Here is a 19,393-nt window from a genome sequence, read left to right on the forward strand (position 1 = left end):
TATTTCACAAATGTCAATCATCTGCAAGTCCTTTAGCTGCTCGCGCACAGTCATCTTCCTGGGGGGTGAAGAAATAGCTCAGTCACCGGTCCCTTACGCCATTTGTCGGACGTGCAGGCAACTGATATGTGATGGTGGTGGGGCCAGGACTCCGTGCGCCTGGCCCCACCACGGGCGGGTTACTTCTGGTCGACCTCGGCACGGTGCAGGTCGTAGACCTCGTCGGCGGTCTTGTCACCGGCGATGACTTCTTCGACGGGGGCCAGCGTGTAGCCGTTGGCAGCCAGCCATTTGAGGTAGTCGCCACCCGTCACGTGGTGTGACCAGTGGTTGGTTGTCGCCGCGTTGCGCCAGGAGTCTTTGAGGGTGCGCGACTCCAACGCGCCGAGCACCAGGCCCAAGGTGATGACCTGTGCGCGCGCATCGGCGGTGGCCGCGAGTGTGGCAGCGACCTTGCTGACCGATTGGGCGCTGTCGAGCCCGAGTAGCTCAGCGGTTGTTTCGGCGGCGTTGTGACCGGTCAGCAGGTAGCCGTCGCGGGCCAGGCAGTCGGCGACGAAGATGGCGGCACCCTTGGGAGCGGTCTTGCGGGCCAGCATCTTCTTGACGAACTCCCGGCGTACTCCCTGGGCGGCTACCCCGAGCTTGTTCAGCGCCAACACCATTCGCCGTTCACGCTTCTCGGCTTCGGCGCGCTCTGCTGCGATCCGTTCCCGTTCGGGCTGGCGTGCTTCGTCGTCAAGATCGACCGGGCATCCCGCTGGGTTGTCATACCCGACCAGCCCCGTCTGGCGGGCGAACCGCTCATCGGGAGTCATGCCCGCTGCGCGGTAATCCAGGCAGAAGTACTGCGGGGTGAACACGATCGTTTCGGTGACGGTGGATGCATGGCGCAACCCTGCGGCGGGTGTGGCCTTGGGGTCGTCCTGGGTATCCCAGTCCACCTCGTCCTCGTTCACGACCGCGCCCGTCTCGACATCGGCCAGGCCCTCGGATTCGAAGAGCACCACCGCCCAATGCGAGGGGTCGGTGACTGCGCTCTCGTCGGCCTGGGCGTCCTCGGCGGTGCGCAGCCGGTACAGCGGAACGCATTCGGGGTCCAGTGGGGGCTGTTCGTCCAGCACGGTGAAGCCCGCCGCGAGGTATTGCTGGGCCGCTTTGGCTTCTGCCTCAGCGGTGATCTTCTCCTGACGCAGCTGGGACACGACGTGTTCGAAGCGCCGACTTCCGGCTGCCTGCATCAGGCGGCTGACGGCACCGGGAATCTCCTCGAACTCGGTGAGCGCAGCGGCTTCTTCTAAGCTCAGCTGACCCTCTGCCAGGCTGCGCATCGCGGTGTCCGACTTGCCCACAGCCGCAGCAGCTTTGACAGTGTCCTTGCCAAGTGAGAGCTTCTTGGAGACTTTGGTGATGGACGCTCCAGCATCGATCATCTGCTGGATCCCGCGCGCCCGCTGGGCATCGGTGAGTTGGCGGCGCTGGTCATTTTCCACTATCTGCTCCGCGACCCGTTCGACCAACAGCGTCTTGTCGTCGCCGACACCGGCGGCACGCACATAGACTGGAACAGTGGCCAGACCGGCTTCGCGGGCGGCCAGGGTGCGGCGCTGACCGGCCCGGACCCACAGTTTGCCGTCGTTGTCTTGCACAGCGGCGATGGGGATCAGCACGCCGTGCTCCTGGATGCTGGCCACGAACTGCTTGTCGAGCGCCGCGTCGTCGCGCACGTTGGTTTCCAGGATCAATGCATGGGGGTCGACGTGCACCAGGGTGCCCGCGCTGGTGTCCTCCGCAACTGCGTGCTCGGTCTGTGGGTCGATGATGTCGGTCATGTCGCTACCTTCCAAAGGTGGGGGCGTCCTTGTCGGGGCCGCCCGATCTTTTGCCGTTCTGGCAGCGAAGATTTCGGCCGGCGCGAGCCCAGCGAAGTGCAAGGTCCGGGCGCAAAGTGATCGCCGCGAGCCTGCGAGCGCAGCGGGCACTTTGTGAGCCTTGTGCCCGTAGCGAAGCGGAGGCCGTGGCCTTGCGCGCAGCGGGCCGCCGCCGGCAAAATCGGAGGCCAGAAAGGCAGAAGTTCAACAAACAGCTGCAAGCGCCGCAGGCGCTTTCCTTCTGGTGGTGGCGGGTAGCATCTCGCACGTGACGCTTCGCCCGACCCGGCGCGGCTGGGAAGAAGCCCGTCTGCCGCACCGCCCCGCGTGTGGCGCGAAGCTCGGCGCGTACCAGGTGCTCGTTGGTGTTGCTCATTGCAGCTGCGGACGCATGCACCGTTCCCACTTTTGCCGTAGCTGTGAGCACACGAATTACTCACCGCTGCTGGAGGTGTCGTGTACGTTGCAGAGTTTGGACGGCAGATGCGGGCCGGATCACTAGACGAGCGGCGCCCCGGCACAGACGCAGCTGGTGCTGATTGAGCTCGGCGGGGAAGGTCCAGGAGGTGCACGGTCGTACATTCCAAACCTGCGGTCGCTAGTTACTGCTAGGGGAAGCTGGGGCGGAGAGAGCGAGGCGGCTTTCGGTGTGCGGCGCGCGGCTGGCGCTCGAGCACGGTGTCGACTGGCGCGGTGCTCCGCATACACCGCAGCGAACCGGCGCGAGCGGGTGGTTGAGGAAATAGCGGGTGGGGAGCCTGGCGCCGTCCTCATCAAACTGCGGTTCGCGGCGGATCAGGCCGCGCTGTTCGAGCTCCCTGAGCCTGCGCAAGACGGTGCTTCGGCCCGCACCCGATTCGGCCGCCAGCGTGCGCAGGGTGGGCTCGCAGGTGAAGTTGCGATCGACTTTGTCCGACAACAGGATCAGCAGCAACCTCTCGGTCGGTGAGAGTTCACCGGCGCTGATGGCCCATTCGCGCGCACTGAGGTTGGCGAGCGCCGCGCAGTGGCTTGTCATGCGGCCATCCACGGCAGCACTGCATCGCGGATGGTGAGCAAGACGGAGTCCCGTTGCGGTCCATTCATCGATGCGAGGCTTCCCATGAAACGGCGCCCCAGCGGGTGGCTCATCCCAACCACATCACCGGGATCACCGATGTCTGCTGCCAGCACGGAGACAGCGCTGTTGACCCAGGTCATTCCGCCGCCGCGTTGGCATGGGGATGCGGTGTAGAGCAGTGCGGCCAGCACCGGCTCGCTCACCGCCTTCCACACATCCATATCGCGCGAAGGGCCGGCATGGTGCTGCGCGGCAGGAGAATTAAGCATCGCGCACGCCAACACTATTGCTCCTTCGAGAGTTTGGATGTGATCGGTGGGGTCGGACACCGCAATTTTCCTTCGCAGCCAGTTGGATGTGGTGGTATGGCAACGGTATGGCCCGCACAGCCGCTATTCGACAGCCGACGTGAAAAAGTTGCCGGCAAATTTTGTTGAGAAACCGGGCGCCTCTCGCGTCGGGCGGGGGATCCGGGCCCGGCGACCTCTTAGCCCGCAGCCCACAGCGTGCGATGCAGCTTGCGAGGCACGCATCTAGCCAGGCACTGATGCAGTAATGTATCCTGTGCGTTAATGCATCTGATGCTTTTATGTTTGCGCCGCGGTTGAGCCGCGACGCCAAGGAACAGAAGCGGGTGCTACGGGCAGGGCGGGCCGACACGCTCTGCCAGCGCACGACGTAAGGGTGCGGGCGGTTGCGCACCGTGGGAGGCGGCGGTTAACCGCGCCATGAGCAAGGACGGGTAGCAGTGGCGAATGTCCGGTGTTGCCGCCGCGGCGGCCCCGACGGGGATGGCGCGGCTGCGCCGACTCCTGTTGAACAGAAGCAAGTTTCACGAAGGACGGGATTCTGAAAATGTCATTCGTCACTATCGCACCTGAGTTGATCGAGTCCGCGGCAAAAGACCTGGCCGGGATCGGTTCTGCGCTGGAGGAGGCTGGCGCGGCCGCGGTCGCGCCGACCACCACCGTGTTGGCAGCGGGGGCCGACGAGGTATCGGCGGCCATTGCGGCGCTGTTCAGCTCCCATGGCATCGCTTATCAGGCGGTGAGCGCGCAAATGTCGGCGTTTCACGGTCAGTTCGTTCAGTTGATGACGGCCGGGGCCGCGTCGTATGCCTCGGCTGAGGCAGTCAACGTCAATCCGCTGCAAAGCGTGGAGCGTGAGGTGTTGGGGGCGATCAACGCGCCGACGAACGCGCTGTTGGGTCGGCCGTTGATCGGTGACGGAGTTGCCGGCTCCGCGGCCAACCCAAATGGCGGGGCCGGAGGCCTGTTGTGGGGCAACGGGGGCAACGGCTACAACGGCGCAGGCGGCGCTGGGGGTGCAGCCGGTCTCTTCGGCAACGGTGGTGCCGGTGGCACTGGAGCCGTCGGCAGCGCCGGGGGAGCGGGCGGTACTGGCGGGCTTCTGTACGGCACCGGTGGTGTCGGCGGCACGGGCGGCATCGCTGCTAGCCCCGCAACGGTCGGCGGTGTGGGCGGCGCCGGTGGGGCAGCTGGACTTTTCGGTGACGGTGGGGCCGGCGGAGCGGGGGGTGCCGGTGCGGCCGGGACAAACTCGTTGTACTTCTCCGGCGGCGCCGGCGGACTCGGTGGCGCAGGAGGCACCGGTGGACACGGCGGCATATTGGGCGGAAGCGGCGGGGCCGGGGGGGCCGGCGGGGCTGGCGGCAACGGCGGCAGCGGCGGCACCCTGCAGTTCGTTGGCGGCGGGGGCGGCAACGGTGGAGCAGCCGGCAACGGTGGCGGCGGCGGCCTTGGCGGAGACGCGGGGATGCTGTTCGGCGCCGGCGGCAGCGGAGGCGCCGGAGGGGCCGGAGGGGCCGGAGGCACCGGAGGCCACGGAGGCGCCGGCTACTCGATCGGGGGCTCGGGCGGCATGGGCGTTACCGGCGGCGCGGGCGGGCTCGGTGGTGCAGGAGGCCACGGCAGCCTATTCGGTCCCGGCGGCAATGGGGGTATCGGTGGCGCCGCGGGTAATGGAGGTACCGGCGGCGCGGCCGGATTCGGCGGTTTTGGCGGCAACGGTGGGCTACCCGGCACGCCCGGGCTCGGTGGGCAGGGTGGCCCGGGAGGGTTGTTGAGCCAACCCGGGGCGCCAGGCGCACCCGGAGCCAACGGATACGCTGGCGGCTCCAACGGCACCATAATCGACATCGCACGAGGTGGCGTCGACGGCTCGGTGGGGGTCGTTCAGGACATCAACTCGATCGGACCCTCGATCCAGAGGGCGCTGACCGACTCGATGAACAGCTTCAACGCCAGTGTCGCCCAACAGATTCATCAGCTTGCCGTACAGGCACAAGCATCTCTGCTCAACGCCGCCGGATTGAATTTCCTCGGCGGCGGGACAGGCAATCTGGGCCTGTTTAACTTCGGCAACAACAATCAAGGATTCTTCAACTTCGGCAACGGCAACAACGGCGTCCTGAACTTCGGGGACGGCAACACCGGCAGTTTCAACTTCGGCAGCTACAACCGCGGCATTGTAAATGTGTTCGGCAACGCCAACTTCGGTAACTTCAACCTCGGAGCCGGCAACATCTGCAGCTTTAACGTCGGCTCCAACAACTACGGCGGCAACAACTTTGGGTTCAGCAACGTCGGTAATCGCAACTTCGGTTGGTCCAACGTCGGCGACGGCAACATCGGAACCTACCTGCGCGGCGAAAGCCTGCTCGGTTTCGGCTCGCTGGCGCTCGCCCTCGCTTGATAAGCGGATGACGCCGACGATGGATTGCGCCTTAATGCAGGACCTGACCGGCCGCCTGCCGAGCTGGGTGGATGCCTGCGCCGACCTCGCGGTCATTGCCGTAAGCGTCTGCCGTGAGATCTGCGCGGAGGCCAGGCCCGCCGTGTCATCGCGTACGAGGATCCTTCTGTTGCGTCGGGGCTTGCCATGCTGACCCGGGCCGGCGCGGCAGTCGGCGTCCTCGGCGTGGCGATCTTGAGCGCGGGGTGCACCACCCGCGTGGGCGGAACCGCTCTTGCCGCCGCCGATTTGGGGCATGTCGCTGTGCCGGTAGCCGTGGAGGCGATGGCGGGATTGTTGCCCTCCCCAGAGCAGCTGGACGCGGTGTTGGGGGTGCAGGGGATGAGTGTGTAGCAGTCGCTGTCATACGGATATAGCGGCGCCACTGCCTCCGATGACTGCGCAGAAACCTGGAATGTGGCGTGGGTTCCGATGTACACCGGCTCGGGGTGGGTGGCGATGCGCACGCAGTTCGTCGCAACCCCCGACAAGGAGCACCGGGTGTGGCAGGGCATTGTGAGGTTCCCGTTCGCGGTGGACGCCACGGCGTTCTATTCCCGGCAGGTGGCCGCCTGGCGCACGTGCGACGGGCGCCGCATCGCAATGCGTTACCTGGATGAGCCGGCATTAGCGGATCAACTGTTTGACGTCGGGTCGGCCGGTGATCATGACGGCATCCTGACCCAAACCTCCACCGAGGCCGACGAACCGACCTGGATGTGCGAGCACGCGCTGAGTGCGCGCAACAACGTCATCGTCGATGTGCAGGTGTGCGGGGAGCGGCTGACCGGGCAGGCGGAGTCGGTGACGCGGGCGGTCGTGGCGAAAGTGCCGGTGTCCTAGATGCGGTGGGTCATGGCGATGCTGCGCGCGTGCGCGGTGGGGGTGGTGTGTGTCGCGGTGGGCAGCGGGTGTTCGACCATCGTGTCGGGGGCGGCCCGTCCCCAGCGTGCCCAAGACGCGGGTGCACCGGTGGTGGCCGCCGACGGTGTAGACCGTTTATTGTTGTCGGAGAACCAGATCGGCGAGATCGTGGGAGGCGGTGCGCGGTCCGCCGAGGGCTTCGTGATCTCGCGGCGCTACTCGGTGATTACGCAGCCTCAGGGGGAGTCGTTCCTCCGATCCTTCGTGTGCGTCGTCGCTGTACAACACGATGTACACCAGCTATGCGGGCAGTGGGTACACCGCGGTGGCCGGGCGCACATTGCACGAGCCTGGCCCGCACCCTACCCACGACATCGATGAGGCGGTGGTGGCCTTTCCCAGCGCCGACGTCGCGACGCGGTTTGTGGTGTGCACCTCGCTGGCCTGGCAGCGGTGCGCCGATGTCCACCTGTCGACCACTGAGCCGCCCCCGGATCCGGTGACCCTGTTCTACACGCTGGGTTTCCCTTCAGCCACCGGTGATGTCGCCACGGTAGTCAACGTGCTGGAGGGCGGGCAGGGCAGGGTGTGCGCGCACGCGATCGCCTCGCGCGCCAATGTCGTGATCGACGTGTACACCTTCGGCCCGAAAGTCACTGCCGCGCACCCGGTCGCGATCGTGACGGCGATCGCCGAGAACATGCCGCACTGACAGACAGAGAAATGGAGATCGTGTCGTGAACAATTGGACACCACCGCCGGGCGGCCCGCAAATGCCGGGGGCGGGGCTGAATCCGCACGCACCGGTGAAACCGCCCGGGGGACTGCACACCTGGGCAGCGCATCCGGTGGGCCCGCATGCCACCGGGCCGGATACGGCGGGCCTGCAGCCGCTTGGGCCGCTGTACTCCCCGAGCCCGGGCGCACCGGTGGGGCCACCGGATCCCAAACGGCGCAAGGCATTGTGGGTCACCCTGGCGGCGGGGGCTGTGGTCGTGGTGACGGTGGCGGTCGTGCTGTTCCTTACTCTGGCGGGGGGAGGATCCGGTAACGGTGGGGCCGCCACTGCCGGGGATGCGGTCAAGGGATATCTGGCGGCGCTGGCGCGTGGTGATGCCGAGGCGGCGTTGTCCTACGGGGTGGACCAGCCGGCCAGTAAACAGTTCCTGACCAACGAGGTCCTGAGAAAGCAGATCACCCAGTGGCCGATCTCGAATATCCGGATCCTCAGCGACGACTCCGTTGGACTGGGGATGGGCCGGGTGCACGTGGTCGCCAACTTCGGCGACAAAAACTCCGACACCACCCTGTATGTGAAGAAGGACCACGGCGGCTGGAAGCTGGATGCGGCCGCGATCAAGCTCGACGGTCAACACTTTTCCACCTCAGGCAACGCCGCCGCCAAGACAATCACGTTCTTCGGCAAGCCGGTGGCCGACGCGACGGTGTATGTGTTCCCCGGCTGGATCGACATCGGCTCCACCAACCCGTATCTGACGGTCAGCGCCAAACCGCTTCTACTTGAACAGCTCTCGCTGAGCGGGGGGGGCGTGGATGAGCCCGGAGATCGCCCTGTCTGACACAGGAAAGGCGGCAGTCGCCGATTCGTTCAACGCCGCGATGGCCGCCTGCGAGCACTCGAATCTGCTGGCGCCGCCGGGGTGTCCGATGAAACTGGATTCCTACGATACCCGCACCCTGGTCAATGGCACGGTCAGCTGGGGCCCGCCCGACACCAGCGCCATGGATTTCTCCCGCTTCAGTCCCTACCAGCTGTCGGTGCACTTCTCGGGCAAGGTGACGGTGCCGATCACCGCCGCCACCCGCAAGGGTGGCACCGAAACGGCCACCGCCAGCCAATTCCTCTACGGCTCCGCGGATATGGCGAAAACACCGCCCGCGTTGACCTTCGACTAACCCGGCAAGGAGACCCGGTCATGACCGTGGACAACACGTGTGTGTCCCCTCACGAAATTGAGGGGGCTCAGATGAGCATTGCCGCGTTGGTGGCGGCGTTTTCGGCCAAAGTGGTCGGCCAGAGCACGCTGCGGGAAACGCTGCTCATCGGGCTGCTGGCCGGCGGGCATGTGCTACTGGAAAGTGTGCCCGGGCTGGCCAAGACGACCGCGGCACGGGTGATCGCCGAGTCGATCGAGGGCCGCTTCGCCCGCATCCAGTGCACCCCGGATCTGCTGCCCAGCGACATCATCGGCACCCAGATCTTCGACTCGGCCGGCCACCAATTCCTTTGTCACACGCACGCCTAGGTCCAGTGCACGCCAACATCGTGCTGCTCGATGAGATCAACCGCTCTAGCGCCAAAACCCAGAGCGCGATGCTTGAGGCGATGGAAGAACGGCAGACCACGATCGCGGGAACGCTGTATCCGATCCCGGAGCCGTGCGCCTGGACACACTCGGCTATACCCGGACATCGCCGCTTATGTCTCCTTCGACACAACCGTCCTGCTCGCCACGGTCGGCCGCCGCTTCTCCTATGATCCGGCTCTCCTTACCGTCGATGCCCAAACCTGCTCCACGACAACCGAACACGATCCTCTGCAGGGCACAGCAGTTACCAGCATCATTCGGGCGCCGGGAATGCTGCTAGTCACCAGAACATCGACGACAAGTTCCAAGACCGCGTCGGTTACGCATGACGCGGCCGCAGGTGCGAGGTTCACATCCCTGCTCAGCGAAAAACAGCGCGGCAACGCCGCTTATCAGAGACCACAGCCCAGATTGCAAATGTTCGCGTCGCTCTTGGCTACGCCATGAACTTCTCAACTAGTGGCGCGTCGACTCGTTGCTGGAAGCCTGTGTGATCATCGAAGCCTGGCGCCGCCATTACAACGCGAACCGACCCCACTCCACCCACTGTGAACTTACCCAGCTGATTTCGCTCTAAAGTGGACCACGACCCACCAACCCCCGGGTCGCATAGCGGCTGCCCTCATGTTAGCTCGGTACAAGGAGGTACGAGTGCGCAAGATCACGACGACTGGACTGCGGACCGTGTGCATTACTGCGGCCGCGGTTGTTGCACTGAGCGCCTGCACGTACACACCTAGTGCTGACAAGCACTATCACGGAACAGTGGGTGGCTCCGATGCGCCCAGTAGCACGGTTTCTGCACCGGCAGTGCCCGCTTACCCAGTCTCTATCAATGGCACCGGCGAGTCGGTCGAGACTGCCGAGCTGGTGGCTCACGGCTACACCATCAAGTACCAGGCATCCAGCTGGACGATGATCGTGGCGCCGGTGCAGGCCGACGGCACTGACGGTCCTCCCGCCATCAACGCCATCGGGCAGAGCACTTCCCAACGCGTTACCGGCACGACGACGTTCCGCGCGAGCGGGCGCACCACGTTCCACGTGTACAACACACAGGGGCCGTGGACCCTCACCTTCACCCCGCTGTAACTCAGCGGCATCCGTCGCAGCCACACTCCGAGTCCAGCTGCGCTTCTTTGGGAAGAGAACAAGAGAATGCGCTGTCCTAGCTGCGGAGAAGATATCCCTTACGACGGCGAACATTCTTCGTTAGCGGTCGACTTCGCGATGTTGCTCAGAGGAGAAGGTCGCAAGAGCGCCGCAAATCGGGCACGCGGAGATCTGGGCACCCGGCAGTGGCACGCGCTTGGTCAAACATCGGGTATAGGACCGACGGAGACAGATGGCGGCAGTTATCGAGAACTGAAGGAAACAGCAGAGCCTCGCGATGAGGCTCGACGTACTAGAGAAGGTGGGCGGTGATTATCGGAGCCAGCTTGTGCGGGATTGGGATATCTCGGATTCCAAGGGTGCTTTTCGGTGTTGTGACCTGAAAGTGGCGGTTGATCAAGGCGACCGCGCGGCGAACGCGCACGACTTGGGCGTGGAGGTCTACGTCTTTGCGCAGCAGCTCTCCTAACGCGCTGAACGGCATCGCTAACCAGGCGGCCATGCGGATGAGGGCTTGGTAGCGTGCCGGCATCGCCGCGGCGATCACTTCGAGTTTCCCGGCTGTTGCGGGGCGTACGGCCTCGCCGCGCCGCGAGGTCTTGACTCCTGTGTCCTGGCATGGACTGGTATCGATCAAATTGCAAGCCAACGCATCTTGCATGATTGTCCGCAGCAGCGAGTAGGCATGTACTCGGGTGGTGGGCATACTGGTGGCGGTGACGGCATACCAGTTCGCCACGGCGTCGGGGCTGATGTCGCGCAGAGTTGTCGTGGCGAAGGCCGGCAGAATGTGCTTCTTCAGCAGTCCCCAATAATGGGCGCGGGTGCGGCCACAGATCGGGCGCTGTTCGAGTCACGCCTGGCTGTAGTCCCCGAATGCCGTGGGAGGGTCGCCGGTGATGTCGATTCTTTCGTCTCTTTCGGGTCTCCGGTTGCGGTTGGTTGGCGACCGCGACGGCCGGATCATCACGTCTGCTCGCGTCCTACCTCGACTGAGGCGGGCGTGCAACAATCCGCATGCGTCACGGTAACGCAAAAGCCCAGTCCGCAAACACTTTTCGCCCAGAGCACATCGATGCCGCGATATTTGACGAAAGCTACTGTTGCCTAGGGCTTTCTGTTACCGTGACAGATTGCTACCCGATGAGGCTATGGTCAGCAACCTAGGAACGCCGGGTATGGCGTCAATCTTTGATGGCTCACTGTGGTTGTAGATCCTCAGACGTTGTTCTGATCCGCGGGGTGTGTCAGCCCGGGCGCTACGTGCGTCCAAGAGCGTTGAACCCTGATTAAGGTGTCCATGAAACGGGTTCGGGAGGATGCGTGCAAAGCGGGCGGCTGTTCGGGCGCTACCGGTTGTTGACGTTGCTGGGCCGCGGCGGCATGGGCGAGGTGTGGCGTGCGCACGACACCGACACCGACAGGGTCGTTGCTATCAAGCTGCTGCACGCACACCTGTCCGCGGACCCGGAGTTCCAACTCCGTTTCCGGCGTGAAGCGCACGCCGCGGCGCTGCTGAACAGCCCGCACGTCATACCGATTCATCACTACGGCGAGATCGACGGCCACCTCTACGTCGACATGCGACTCGTCGAGGGCCGCGACCTGGGCACCGTGCTCGCGGAGGGGCCGCTGGAACCCGCCCGCGCCGTGCGCGTGGCTGAGCAGGTCGCCAAGGCGTTGGGCGCCGCTCACGACGCCGGCCTACTGCACCGGGACGTCAAACCGTCCAATGTCCTACTCGATCACGACGACTTCGCGTATCTGATCGATTTCGGGATCGCCCGTCTGACTGACGAGACGCGAATGACGCAGTCCGGCAACGTCATCGGCACCTTCGCCTACATCGCACCCGAGCGGTTGAACCCTTCAGCTCACGAGGATGCGCGTGCCGACATCTATTCGCTGACCTGCGTGCTGTATCAATCCCTCACCGGTCAACCCCCCTTCGCTGGTAGCACGAGCGCCCACCTGATCGCCGCGCACCTCACCACACCACCGCCCCGCCCGTCGCTGCTCCGCCCGGACCTGTCCGCCCGATTCGATGAGGTCATCTCCACCGGCATGGCCAAGGATCCCGACCTCCGCTACCAATCCGCCACCGCGCTCGCCGAAGCCGCCGCCGCGGCACTAACCCCCGCTGCGTTACGGGACGCCGGCTCCGGCGGGGATCAGCCGCCTGCGGTGCCGTCGGTCCGCGGACACCGACCCCGTCCCCCGGTGGTCGGGGACCCCTTGGACGCGACGCAGGGTGCACCGGGAGCCGCGTTGCCGATCGTGTCGTATCCGACCACTGTCCCGAAGAAGACGACTACGCGTCGCGTGCTGGCAGCCGCAGCCGCTGTGGTGCTCGCGGGTGCCGCAGCGTTCTTCACGCGAGACCTGTGGTCACCCCACCCTGATCGGCGCCCGGTCGCCCCGGGTTCGGGCGCGCCGGCGTCCCCACGCTCCCTGCCCGCCGAATACGGGCAACAGCAGGAATTGGCGTCTTCACGGCTGGCGTATCCGACCGGCGTCGCGGTGGACATCCGTGGCAGCGTCTACGTCACCAGCACCTCGCACGACGCGGTGTACAAACTAGCCGACGATGGCGGCGCACCGATCGCACTGCCGTTCATGGGCCTGTCCTACCCTGAGGGGCTGGCGGTCGACCCTGGCGGTGAAGTGTATGTGGCCGACACCCTCAACCATCGTGTACTGAGCCTGAAGTCAGGAGCCGCCAACGCTTCGGCACTGCCGTTCGACGGGCTCGGCTTCGTCCACGCAGTGGCGATCGATCAAACCGGACGGGCGGTCTACGCTGCCGTCCATGAACCCAGCCAAGGTGCTGAAACTCTCCCACGATGCGGCTAAGTCGAGCGTGCTGCCTTTCACCGGGCTCCAAGAACCCGTCAACGTCGCGGTCGACGCCAGTGACGACGTCTACGTGGTCGACAAGATCGCAGGTCACGTTATCGAGCTCCGCAGCGACGGCGTCCAAATCCAGCTGCCCTTCCCGGACTTGAGTTCGCCTCAGGGATTGGCGGTGGATGACGCCGGCAGAGTCTATGTCGCCGACACCATGCATAACCGGGTGCTGCGGCTCGACATGGGCGCGCCAGTTCCCACCGAGCTGCCGTTGATCGGCTTGAAATACCCGACGTCAGTCGCCGTTGACCTCTCCGGCGATGTGTTCGTGGTGGATTCCCCCACCGTTGACCGAAGCCGCGTGGTCGAGCTGCCGCGGCAGCGGCCGCGCTGACTCGTCGCGATGCGCTGCCGGAGATGCCCGTGGGCGCTGCCTATGACGGTGCCGCTCGCGGGCCCATGGGCCCAAGGCACACCGCTTCCGCCGTTTCGGACCTGATCGTGACGGACATGACATCCTCGTGGTCATGACCTCGGTCCTCGATTGGCGCGCAGAATTCGCCGTCCTCGATGCACTACCACCTGACGCTACCCCTACAGAGAAAGCTAAGCGGGGGCACCGGCTCGAAAAGATTCTGCACGCGATGCTCGACGACGCCGGATTGTCTCCCCGTCTGTCGTATCGACCGGAGGGTGAAGAGATCGACGGCTCCTTCGTTATCGCCGGACGGACCATGCTTTTAGAGGCCAAGTGGACAGCGGAGCCCCAACCTGCCTCTGCCCTTTATCAATTCACCGGAAAGATCAGCGGCAAACTCGTTGGGACCGTTGGGCTCTTCGTCAGCATGAGCGGAGTGTCTCCCGACGCCATCGACGCCCTGATCGCAGGTAAGCAACTCAACCTCATCCTCATGGATGGCGACGATCTGCGGGCGATCGCGCGCGACGACATCACCATCCACGCAGCGATCCGCGCCAAACTGCGCGTGGCAGCCGAAACCGGAGCGGCGTTTTTTGCGGTCGGAGCGGGAGCTCCGCGGCGTCGGGCCGAAGACACACGTGAAGTTGTCCTGGTCGAAGGTCGTATAGACGAGCACATCCTCTCCGCCGTGATTCGGTCTTGGGGTACCCGGGCCGAGCGCCAGAGTGTCGTGCCCGTGGGAGGGCCGTCAAACTTCGGGCCGACCGCCGAAGCGCTGCTGCCGCATTCCGTCACGGTCCCAAAATTCGTCGTCGTCGCGGACGGCGATCAGACCGGGGTAAAAGCGCGAATTCAGCGAGACCTCGCCGACCGCGCAATCAAAGCCAAAGTCGTAATCGTCGAGCCCGGTTTGGAATCTGCCCTTGGCATCCTTGAACCAGGTACCGAACAGCGACGGCGGCGGGAGCTCCGAGTTCTCGACGACCAAGTGATTTTGTCGCGCATCCAGTACAGCCTCGAAACGGGGAGGGTCCCCGCACAGGTAAATGAGTTGTTCTCCCTCCTCGGCATACGCGTCCCCTGGACGTAGTGATTCGCGTAGCCCCTCGCGCCAGCGGAGGAATTTGCGGGAATCGAAAGCAGGGTTACCGGTATTCAGTCGCCCGGCGGACGATGATTACTCTCTAAGTGGTCAATCGGGCTTACCTGAAGGGGCGCCATAACGAGCGCTCCTCAAAACGGGAAACCTCGGCTGGAAATGTGCTTCGCCGAGGCGCGGGGGCCGATACCGCTAGTCTTACCGCGTGGGGATGTTCCGTCGGATTTCGGCACGTCAGCGGCTTCGACGAGCGACCCAGGAATCGCTGTCGGTGCCCACTTTCAGCGCTCCGATCGATTGCACTCCCTGGGTGATCGGCGGTTTGTGGCCTGAAGAGTTATCGAATGGCAGAGCTGAGACTGCGACCCTCGCGAGGTACCTCAAGGTTGATCTGCAACGAATCGCAAGCTCGGCAAACGACGATCTTCGAGCCGTTCGCCGCGTCGGAATGGACTATGCGGTGAGGCGCGACGCCGAGGCCCGAGTGATCGATGAGGCCCGAGACCTCGCGGTACGCCGTGTTGAATCGACTATGCGTCAGCTCCGGCAGATTGTCAATGGCCAAGTTGGAGTATCCGCTGGTGGCCAGTTGAAAGTATCCACCCCGTGCGGTAGTTCCTAGGTTGGTGTGGGCCGCTCCTTCCGGTGTTTGGCGTCTTTCATGCGGTAGGAGTCGCCGTCGGTGATGACGACGGTGGCGTGGTGCAGCAGGCGGTCGAGGATGCTGACGGCGGTGGTCTGCTCGGGTAGGAACCGACCCCATTGCTCGAAGGGCCAGTGCGAGCCGATGGCCAGTGATCGTCGTTCGTAGGCGCCGGCGACCAGGCGGAACAACAACTGGGTGCCGGTGTCGTCTAGGGGCGCGAATCCGAGTTCGTCGAGGATGATCAGGTCGACTCGCAGCAGCGATTCGATGATCTTGCCGACGGTGTTGTCGGCCAGGCCGCGGTAGAGGGTTTCGATGAGGTTGGCGGCGGTGAAGTAGCGGACTTTGTGCCCGGCGTGGATCGCGGCGGTCCCCAGCCCGATCAGGGTGTGAGACTTACCGGTGCCGGCTGGGCCGATGATCGCCAGGTTGTGTTGCGCTCGAACCCATTCCAGACTCGACAGGTAGTCGAACACTTTCGGCTGGATCGAGGACGCGGCCACGTCGAAGCTGTCCAACGTCTTGGGGACGGGGAACGCCGCGGCTTTGAGGCGGTTGACGACGTTGGAGGCATCCCGTGCGGCCAGTTCGGTCTCGACCAGGGTCCGCAGCACTTCCTCGGGGGTCCAGCGTTGGGTCTTGGCGGTGATCAGGACTTCGGGTGCAGTGCGCCGCACCGCGGCCAGCTTCAACCGCCGCAGCCCGGCGTCCAGATCGGCGGCCAGCGGCGGAACCGATGGTGGTGCAACGGGTTCGGTGGCGGTCACCGGTGGCGGCGTGGTCATGAGATCACCTCGCCGTCGGAGGTGACCGGGGTGATCTTGTAGGCGTCTAGGGAACGGGTCGGGGCCACCGGCAAGTCCAGGATCAGCGCGTCGCCGGCCGGGCGGGGCTGGGGTGTGCCGGTGCCGGCGGCCAGAATGGAACGCACGTCGGCGGCCCGGAACCGGCGAAACGCCACCGCCCGGTGCAGCGCACCGACCAGGGCGTCGCGGCCGTGGGCAGCGCCCAGGGCGAGCAGGATCTCCAACTCCGAGGCCAGGCGGGTGTTGCCGATGGCCGCCGCACCGACCAGAAACGCCTGCGCATCCTCACCGAGATCGCAGAACTGCTTTTCCACCGTGGTCTTCGGGCGTGGCCCGCGGCTGGGTGCCGGCCGGGGTCCGTCGTAGTGGTCGTCGAGGATCGAGACACCACCGGGGGCGACGAGTTGGTGTTCGGCCACGACCACCCCGGTCGCGGGGTCGAGCAAGACGATCGCGCCGTGGTCGACGACCACGGTCACCGTGGTGCCGATCAACCGCATCGGCACCGAGTAGCGGGCCGACCCGTACCGGATACAGGACAGTCGGTCGACTTTGCGCAGCACCGAGGGTGCCCCGATCTGCAACCGAAGGGACGGGAGCGGTTGCAGCAGTTCACGTTCGACGATCAGGCGTTCGTCGGGGATGGCGCAGATCTCTGAATGGGTCGCGGCGTTGACTTCCGCGCACCACACTTTGGCTGCGGCGTTGGCATCGCGCAGAGTAATCGGTTGCCCGGTGACGGCGGCCTCGGTCAACAGCGGTACGGCCAGATCGTCCTGGGCGTAGCCGCACAGGTTCTCCACGATCCCCTTGGACTGCGGGTCGCTGGCGTGACAGAAATCCGGGGCGAACCCGTAGTGGCCGGCCAGTCGCACGTAGTCCGCGGTAGGGACGACGACATTGGCCACGACGCCGCCTTTGAGGCAGGCCATCCGATCGGCGAGCACCCGCGCCGGGACCCCGCCGATCGCGGCCAGAGCTTCGGCGATCAACGCCAACGTGGTCGAGGCACGTTGGTCGCTGGCGAAGCGCACGAAGCGCCACCGCGAGAACGCCAACACCGCGCAGAACAGGAACAACCCCGGCGCGACTTGGGCCCAATCTATGACCAGATACTCACCCGGCTCCCACACCGCTGGCCGCCGGCCACGGTGATTACTAATGCGCCACAACGCTTTCGCCTCTGCAACGAGACGGCGGAAGTTACGGTCAGAACCGCTGTATCCGGCGGCCCGGGCCTTCGGCAGCAGCCGCTTGGCCGAAATCCGACCATGTGACTTCGCGACCCGTTCAGCGACCAGATCGGCCACCGAATCATAGTTATGCGCCCGTTGGGCCCGCGGTGGCGGCGGCACACCGGCCTGGTCGGCCTCGAACTTGTCCACGACCTTCTTGACGGTGCGGTGAGTGGTGCCGCACTCCTCCGCGGCGGCCCTATACGACCCGAGCTGTTGGTAGGCAGAAATGATGTCCATGCGGTCCTTCGCAGACTTCAATGGAACTCCCCGGTGGTGATGGCGATTGGTTGGCGCCTTCACCGTCACCATCGGGGCCCGCAGTTCCTGATCGACACGACGAACACGGGGTGGATACTTTTACCCGGCCAAAAACGGATACCTCGACTTGGCCACCAGTGGGTACTTTTTCATGGCCATGGGCAGCAGATGGGGCAGCACCTGCCCAGCGCGGGGTCTGCACCCTCGGGAGCTAACAGCCCCGCTGCTCGCCCGCCCGCGCAAGCTCAATCCAATACCCGAGGAGCGACACGACCTGTTGATCTGGACTGCACACAGGTCCTTCCTGCGGTCGAGGATGTGCAACCTGCGACCACCGATTCGGTATCGGTGTTCGACGACCAGTACAAGCAACAGCAGCCAGACGGCATAGATCAAGTAGGGCTGTCCGAAGACGCGGACAAACATCGGTTGCGGCGCCTTGACGGCTGATGCTCTGGATCCGTGCGCGCTATCAAGGCGCGTGCACTCCAAGGGATGCCAGGGCATTGGCCCACTGCGCGTTGACCTGCTCGAGCTCAGGGAAAGATGTCAGGGGACGACGCGTCGTCGGTCGGTTCTCACGATCAGCGCGCAAACGGGCGAACACCGTTCGGGCTATCCGCCGTTTCAGGCGGCGGATGGCCTCAGGAGGTGAGTCCTGATGTGCATCGCAACGCTTCTCGTAGTACGAGCGGCCGGCGCTGGTATGACTGATTTGCACGAGAGCTATCCGATACAAAGCGGTGTTCAGCTGCCGATTTCCCGACCGGGAGCCCACCAAGTAGATCCGCGCCTGCCCTGACCACCGCGGAGTCGGCGCCAAACCGGCGTAGGAGGCGAATGCAGCCTCGCTTCGGAACCGGGAGACATCGGCGGTCTCGCCGACGATCTTTGCCGCGGTCAGTTCTGCGCAGCCGTAGATCCCTAGTAGTGACGGTGCGTACGTTCGCACCCGAATGCCGATGCGACCTTCGAGAGCTTCAATCTCGAGCGTGAGGCGTGTGATGTCACTTAGCTCTTGGCGGGCCAGCTCGGCGACCAGCCCAGGCTGCGTAGTCAGCCATCCGTTAAGCGCCTTCACTGTTTTCGCCCGATCCAACGAGCGGGACTTGGGCGCGTGAGAAGGGTCGAGTTCATGCACCCGCCATAAGAATCGGTTAGTCGTAGCGGACCGCTGTGACACCAGGTCCTCGCGACGGTCCACCAGTAGTTTTAGCTCGCGGGAAACCTCATCATGGGTTGCCATCGGTAGATCAGGTTCTCGCAGTACCGCGCGTGCCACGGCCAACGCATCGATGGGATCTGACTTTCCCCGGGTCCGCGCCGACGCGCGAGTGCGAGCCATCAGGTGCGGCGGAACTCGAACTACCCGCTGGCCGGCGTCCAGCAGATCCTGTTCAAGCCGCCGCGACAGATTTCGGCAATCCTCGATACCCCAGGTCAGCTCAAGCTCGAAACTATCTCGGGCCCAGCCGAGCGCCTTCCGGTGTCCGGCCGTCGTCGCGGGCACCGTCAATTCGCCAAGTTTTCGACCACCGGGATCGACACCCACCAATGTATGAGTCTTCTTGTGTGTGTCGACCCCGATAACAACCATGAGCGCCTCACAAGCTCCCCGCATACCGACCCGACAGGTCGGACGCGTTGCCGCTATTCCGACAAACCTGGGACCGGCAAACGCGACAGCACTACTTCGTTGAAGCCAGCCAAGCGGCGGCACCACTCCTCTAAGCCAGACCCCAGGTCTTGGGGCGTCGATCCACGGCCATGGCGTGCGACCGAATGACCGACGGGCCGATGACGTCGAATTCGAAGCCAGTCGGCTCGTCCTTGACACCGAGCGCCGGCAACACGGCGTTGAGCTGGACCAGTGCATTGGTTCGGATAGCCAGGCGAACGGTGCGCGGACCACTTCATCCTAAGCCTCGTGGCGATAGACCACCGCCCACATTTTTCGCGGAAACAGTCAGCTTGGCGGCTTTCGTCGACACTGCGGTTGCCAGGCGCGCGAAGCGGGTCCGGATGCCGGCGTTTTCCACCAACAATTCGTTGGCCTTGTCGCAGTGCCATACCCTACCCTCGCGGA

16 protein-coding genes and 3 pseudogenes are annotated in these 19,393 nt (G+C 64.7%); 12 read left to right on the forward strand and 7 right to left on the reverse strand.

What is annotated here, in order from left to right; all coding sequences use genetic code 11:
• Positions 1-179 precede the first annotated feature (179 nt).
• The 3 genes from QXK92_RS30060 to QXK92_RS30070 all read right to left on the reverse strand — a co-directional run bounded on the left by QXK92_RS30060 (position 180) and on the right by QXK92_RS30070 (position 3,260).
• Entirely contained in the window at positions 180-1,832 is a 1,653-nt protein-coding gene (locus tag QXK92_RS30060) for a ParB N-terminal domain-containing protein (RefSeq protein ID WP_306248082.1), read from the reverse strand.
• A gap of 637 nt (positions 1,833-2,469) precedes the next feature.
• Positions 2,470-2,889 (reverse strand): helix-turn-helix domain-containing protein, encoded by a 420-nt coding sequence (locus tag QXK92_RS30065; protein WP_306248084.1) that lies wholly within the window; start codon positions 2,887-2,889, stop codon positions 2,470-2,472.
• Positions 2,886-3,260: a hypothetical protein gene (locus tag QXK92_RS30070; RefSeq protein WP_205878820.1), complete on the reverse strand. Its 375-nt coding sequence runs from the start codon at positions 3,258-3,260 to the stop codon at positions 2,886-2,888. The genes QXK92_RS30065 and QXK92_RS30070 overlap by 4 nt, the downstream gene beginning before the upstream one ends.
• Positions 3,261-3,786: 526 nt before the next feature.
• Between QXK92_RS30070 and QXK92_RS30075 the strand changes: the two genes are divergently transcribed.
• The 9 genes and pseudogenes from QXK92_RS30075 (at position 3,787) to QXK92_RS30115 (ending at position 9,971) form a co-directional block, all read left to right on the forward strand.
• Positions 3,787-5,646, forward strand: a complete 1,860-nt coding sequence (locus QXK92_RS30075) for a PE domain-containing protein (RefSeq protein WP_306248087.1) — start codon at positions 3,787-3,789, stop codon at positions 5,644-5,646.
• Between the two features lie 186 nt (positions 5,647-5,832).
• The gene (locus QXK92_RS30080) at positions 5,833-6,039 is read left to right on the forward strand and encodes a hypothetical protein (protein WP_306248088.1); all 207 of its coding nucleotides are present in this window, start codon (positions 5,833-5,835) and stop codon (positions 6,037-6,039) included.
• A 6-nt stretch (positions 6,040-6,045) separates the two neighbouring features.
• Positions 6,046-6,528 (forward strand): sensor domain-containing protein, encoded by a 483-nt coding sequence (locus QXK92_RS30085; RefSeq protein ID WP_306248369.1) that lies wholly within the window; start codon positions 6,046-6,048, stop codon positions 6,526-6,528.
• 280 nt (positions 6,529-6,808) lie between these two features.
• A pseudogene (locus QXK92_RS30090) lies at positions 6,809-7,261 on the forward strand (sensor domain-containing protein); the annotation flags it as partial.
• 25 nt (positions 7,262-7,286) lie between these two features.
• Positions 7,287-8,129, forward strand: coding sequence for a hypothetical protein (locus QXK92_RS30095; protein ID WP_306248090.1), 843 nt, complete (start codon positions 7,287-7,289; stop codon positions 8,127-8,129).
• A complete protein-coding gene (locus tag QXK92_RS30100; protein ID WP_306248092.1) occupies positions 8,104-8,466 on the forward strand; it encodes a hypothetical protein in 363 nt (120 codons plus the stop codon). The genes QXK92_RS30095 and QXK92_RS30100 overlap by 26 nt, the downstream gene beginning before the upstream one ends.
• Before the next feature lie 71 nt (positions 8,467-8,537).
• Positions 8,538-8,950, forward strand: a pseudogene (locus QXK92_RS30105) (AAA family ATPase); the annotation flags it as partial.
• 389 nt (positions 8,951-9,339) lie between these two features.
• Positions 9,340-9,479: pseudogene (locus QXK92_RS34190) on the forward strand (integrase core domain-containing protein); the annotation flags it as partial.
• A 210-nt stretch (positions 9,480-9,689) separates the two neighbouring features.
• Positions 9,690-9,971, forward strand: coding sequence for a hypothetical protein (locus tag QXK92_RS30115; RefSeq protein WP_205878934.1), 282 nt, complete (start codon positions 9,690-9,692; stop codon positions 9,969-9,971).
• Between the two features lie 313 nt (positions 9,972-10,284).
• Here QXK92_RS30115 and QXK92_RS30120 read toward each other — a convergent pair whose 3' ends face one another.
• Complete coding sequence (locus QXK92_RS30120; protein ID WP_306248094.1) at positions 10,285-10,731, reverse strand: hypothetical protein; 447 nt, start codon at positions 10,729-10,731, stop codon at positions 10,285-10,287.
• Between the two features lie 584 nt (positions 10,732-11,315).
• On the opposite strand from QXK92_RS30120, the gene QXK92_RS30125 reads away from it, so the two are divergent.
• The 3 genes from QXK92_RS30125 (at position 11,316) to QXK92_RS30135 (ending at position 14,350) form a co-directional block, all read left to right on the forward strand.
• Positions 11,316-12,845 carry a serine/threonine-protein kinase gene (locus QXK92_RS30125; protein ID WP_306248096.1) on the forward strand — a complete coding sequence of 510 codons (1,530 nt, stop codon included), beginning with the start codon at positions 11,316-11,318 and terminating at the stop codon, positions 12,843-12,845.
• Positions 12,802-13,233 carry a hypothetical protein gene (locus tag QXK92_RS30130; protein WP_306248098.1) on the forward strand — a complete coding sequence of 144 codons (432 nt, stop codon included), beginning with the start codon at positions 12,802-12,804 and terminating at the stop codon, positions 13,231-13,233. The genes QXK92_RS30125 and QXK92_RS30130 overlap by 44 nt, the downstream gene beginning before the upstream one ends.
• A 133-nt stretch (positions 13,234-13,366) precedes the next feature.
• On the forward strand, positions 13,367-14,350 hold the full coding sequence (locus QXK92_RS30135) for a restriction endonuclease (protein ID WP_306248100.1): 984 nt from the start codon (positions 13,367-13,369) through the stop codon (positions 14,348-14,350).
• Positions 14,351-14,977: 627 nt separating this feature from the next.
• Here the strand turns inward: QXK92_RS30135 and istB are convergent.
• The 3 genes from istB to QXK92_RS30150 all read right to left on the reverse strand — a co-directional run bounded on the left by istB (position 14,978) and on the right by QXK92_RS30150 (position 18,904).
• Complete coding sequence (gene istB / locus QXK92_RS30140) at positions 14,978-15,790, reverse strand: IS21-like element helper ATPase IstB (RefSeq protein WP_306248102.1); 813 nt, start codon at positions 15,788-15,790, stop codon at positions 14,978-14,980.
• Positions 15,787-17,307: an IS21 family transposase gene (gene istA / locus QXK92_RS30145; RefSeq protein ID WP_306237251.1), complete on the reverse strand. Its 1,521-nt coding sequence runs from the start codon at positions 17,305-17,307 to the stop codon at positions 15,787-15,789. Before istA ends, istB begins: the two co-directional genes overlap by 4 nt.
• Before the next feature lie 472 nt (positions 17,308-17,779).
• A complete protein-coding gene (locus QXK92_RS30150; protein ID WP_371934621.1) occupies positions 17,780-18,904 on the reverse strand; it encodes an IS110 family transposase in 1,125 nt (374 codons plus the stop codon).
• Positions 18,905-19,393: the final 489 nt, after the last annotated feature.

Source organism: Mycobacterium sp. TY815 (assembly GCF_030755135.1).
Lineage (GTDB): Bacteria > Actinomycetota > Actinomycetes > Mycobacteriales > Mycobacteriaceae > Mycobacterium.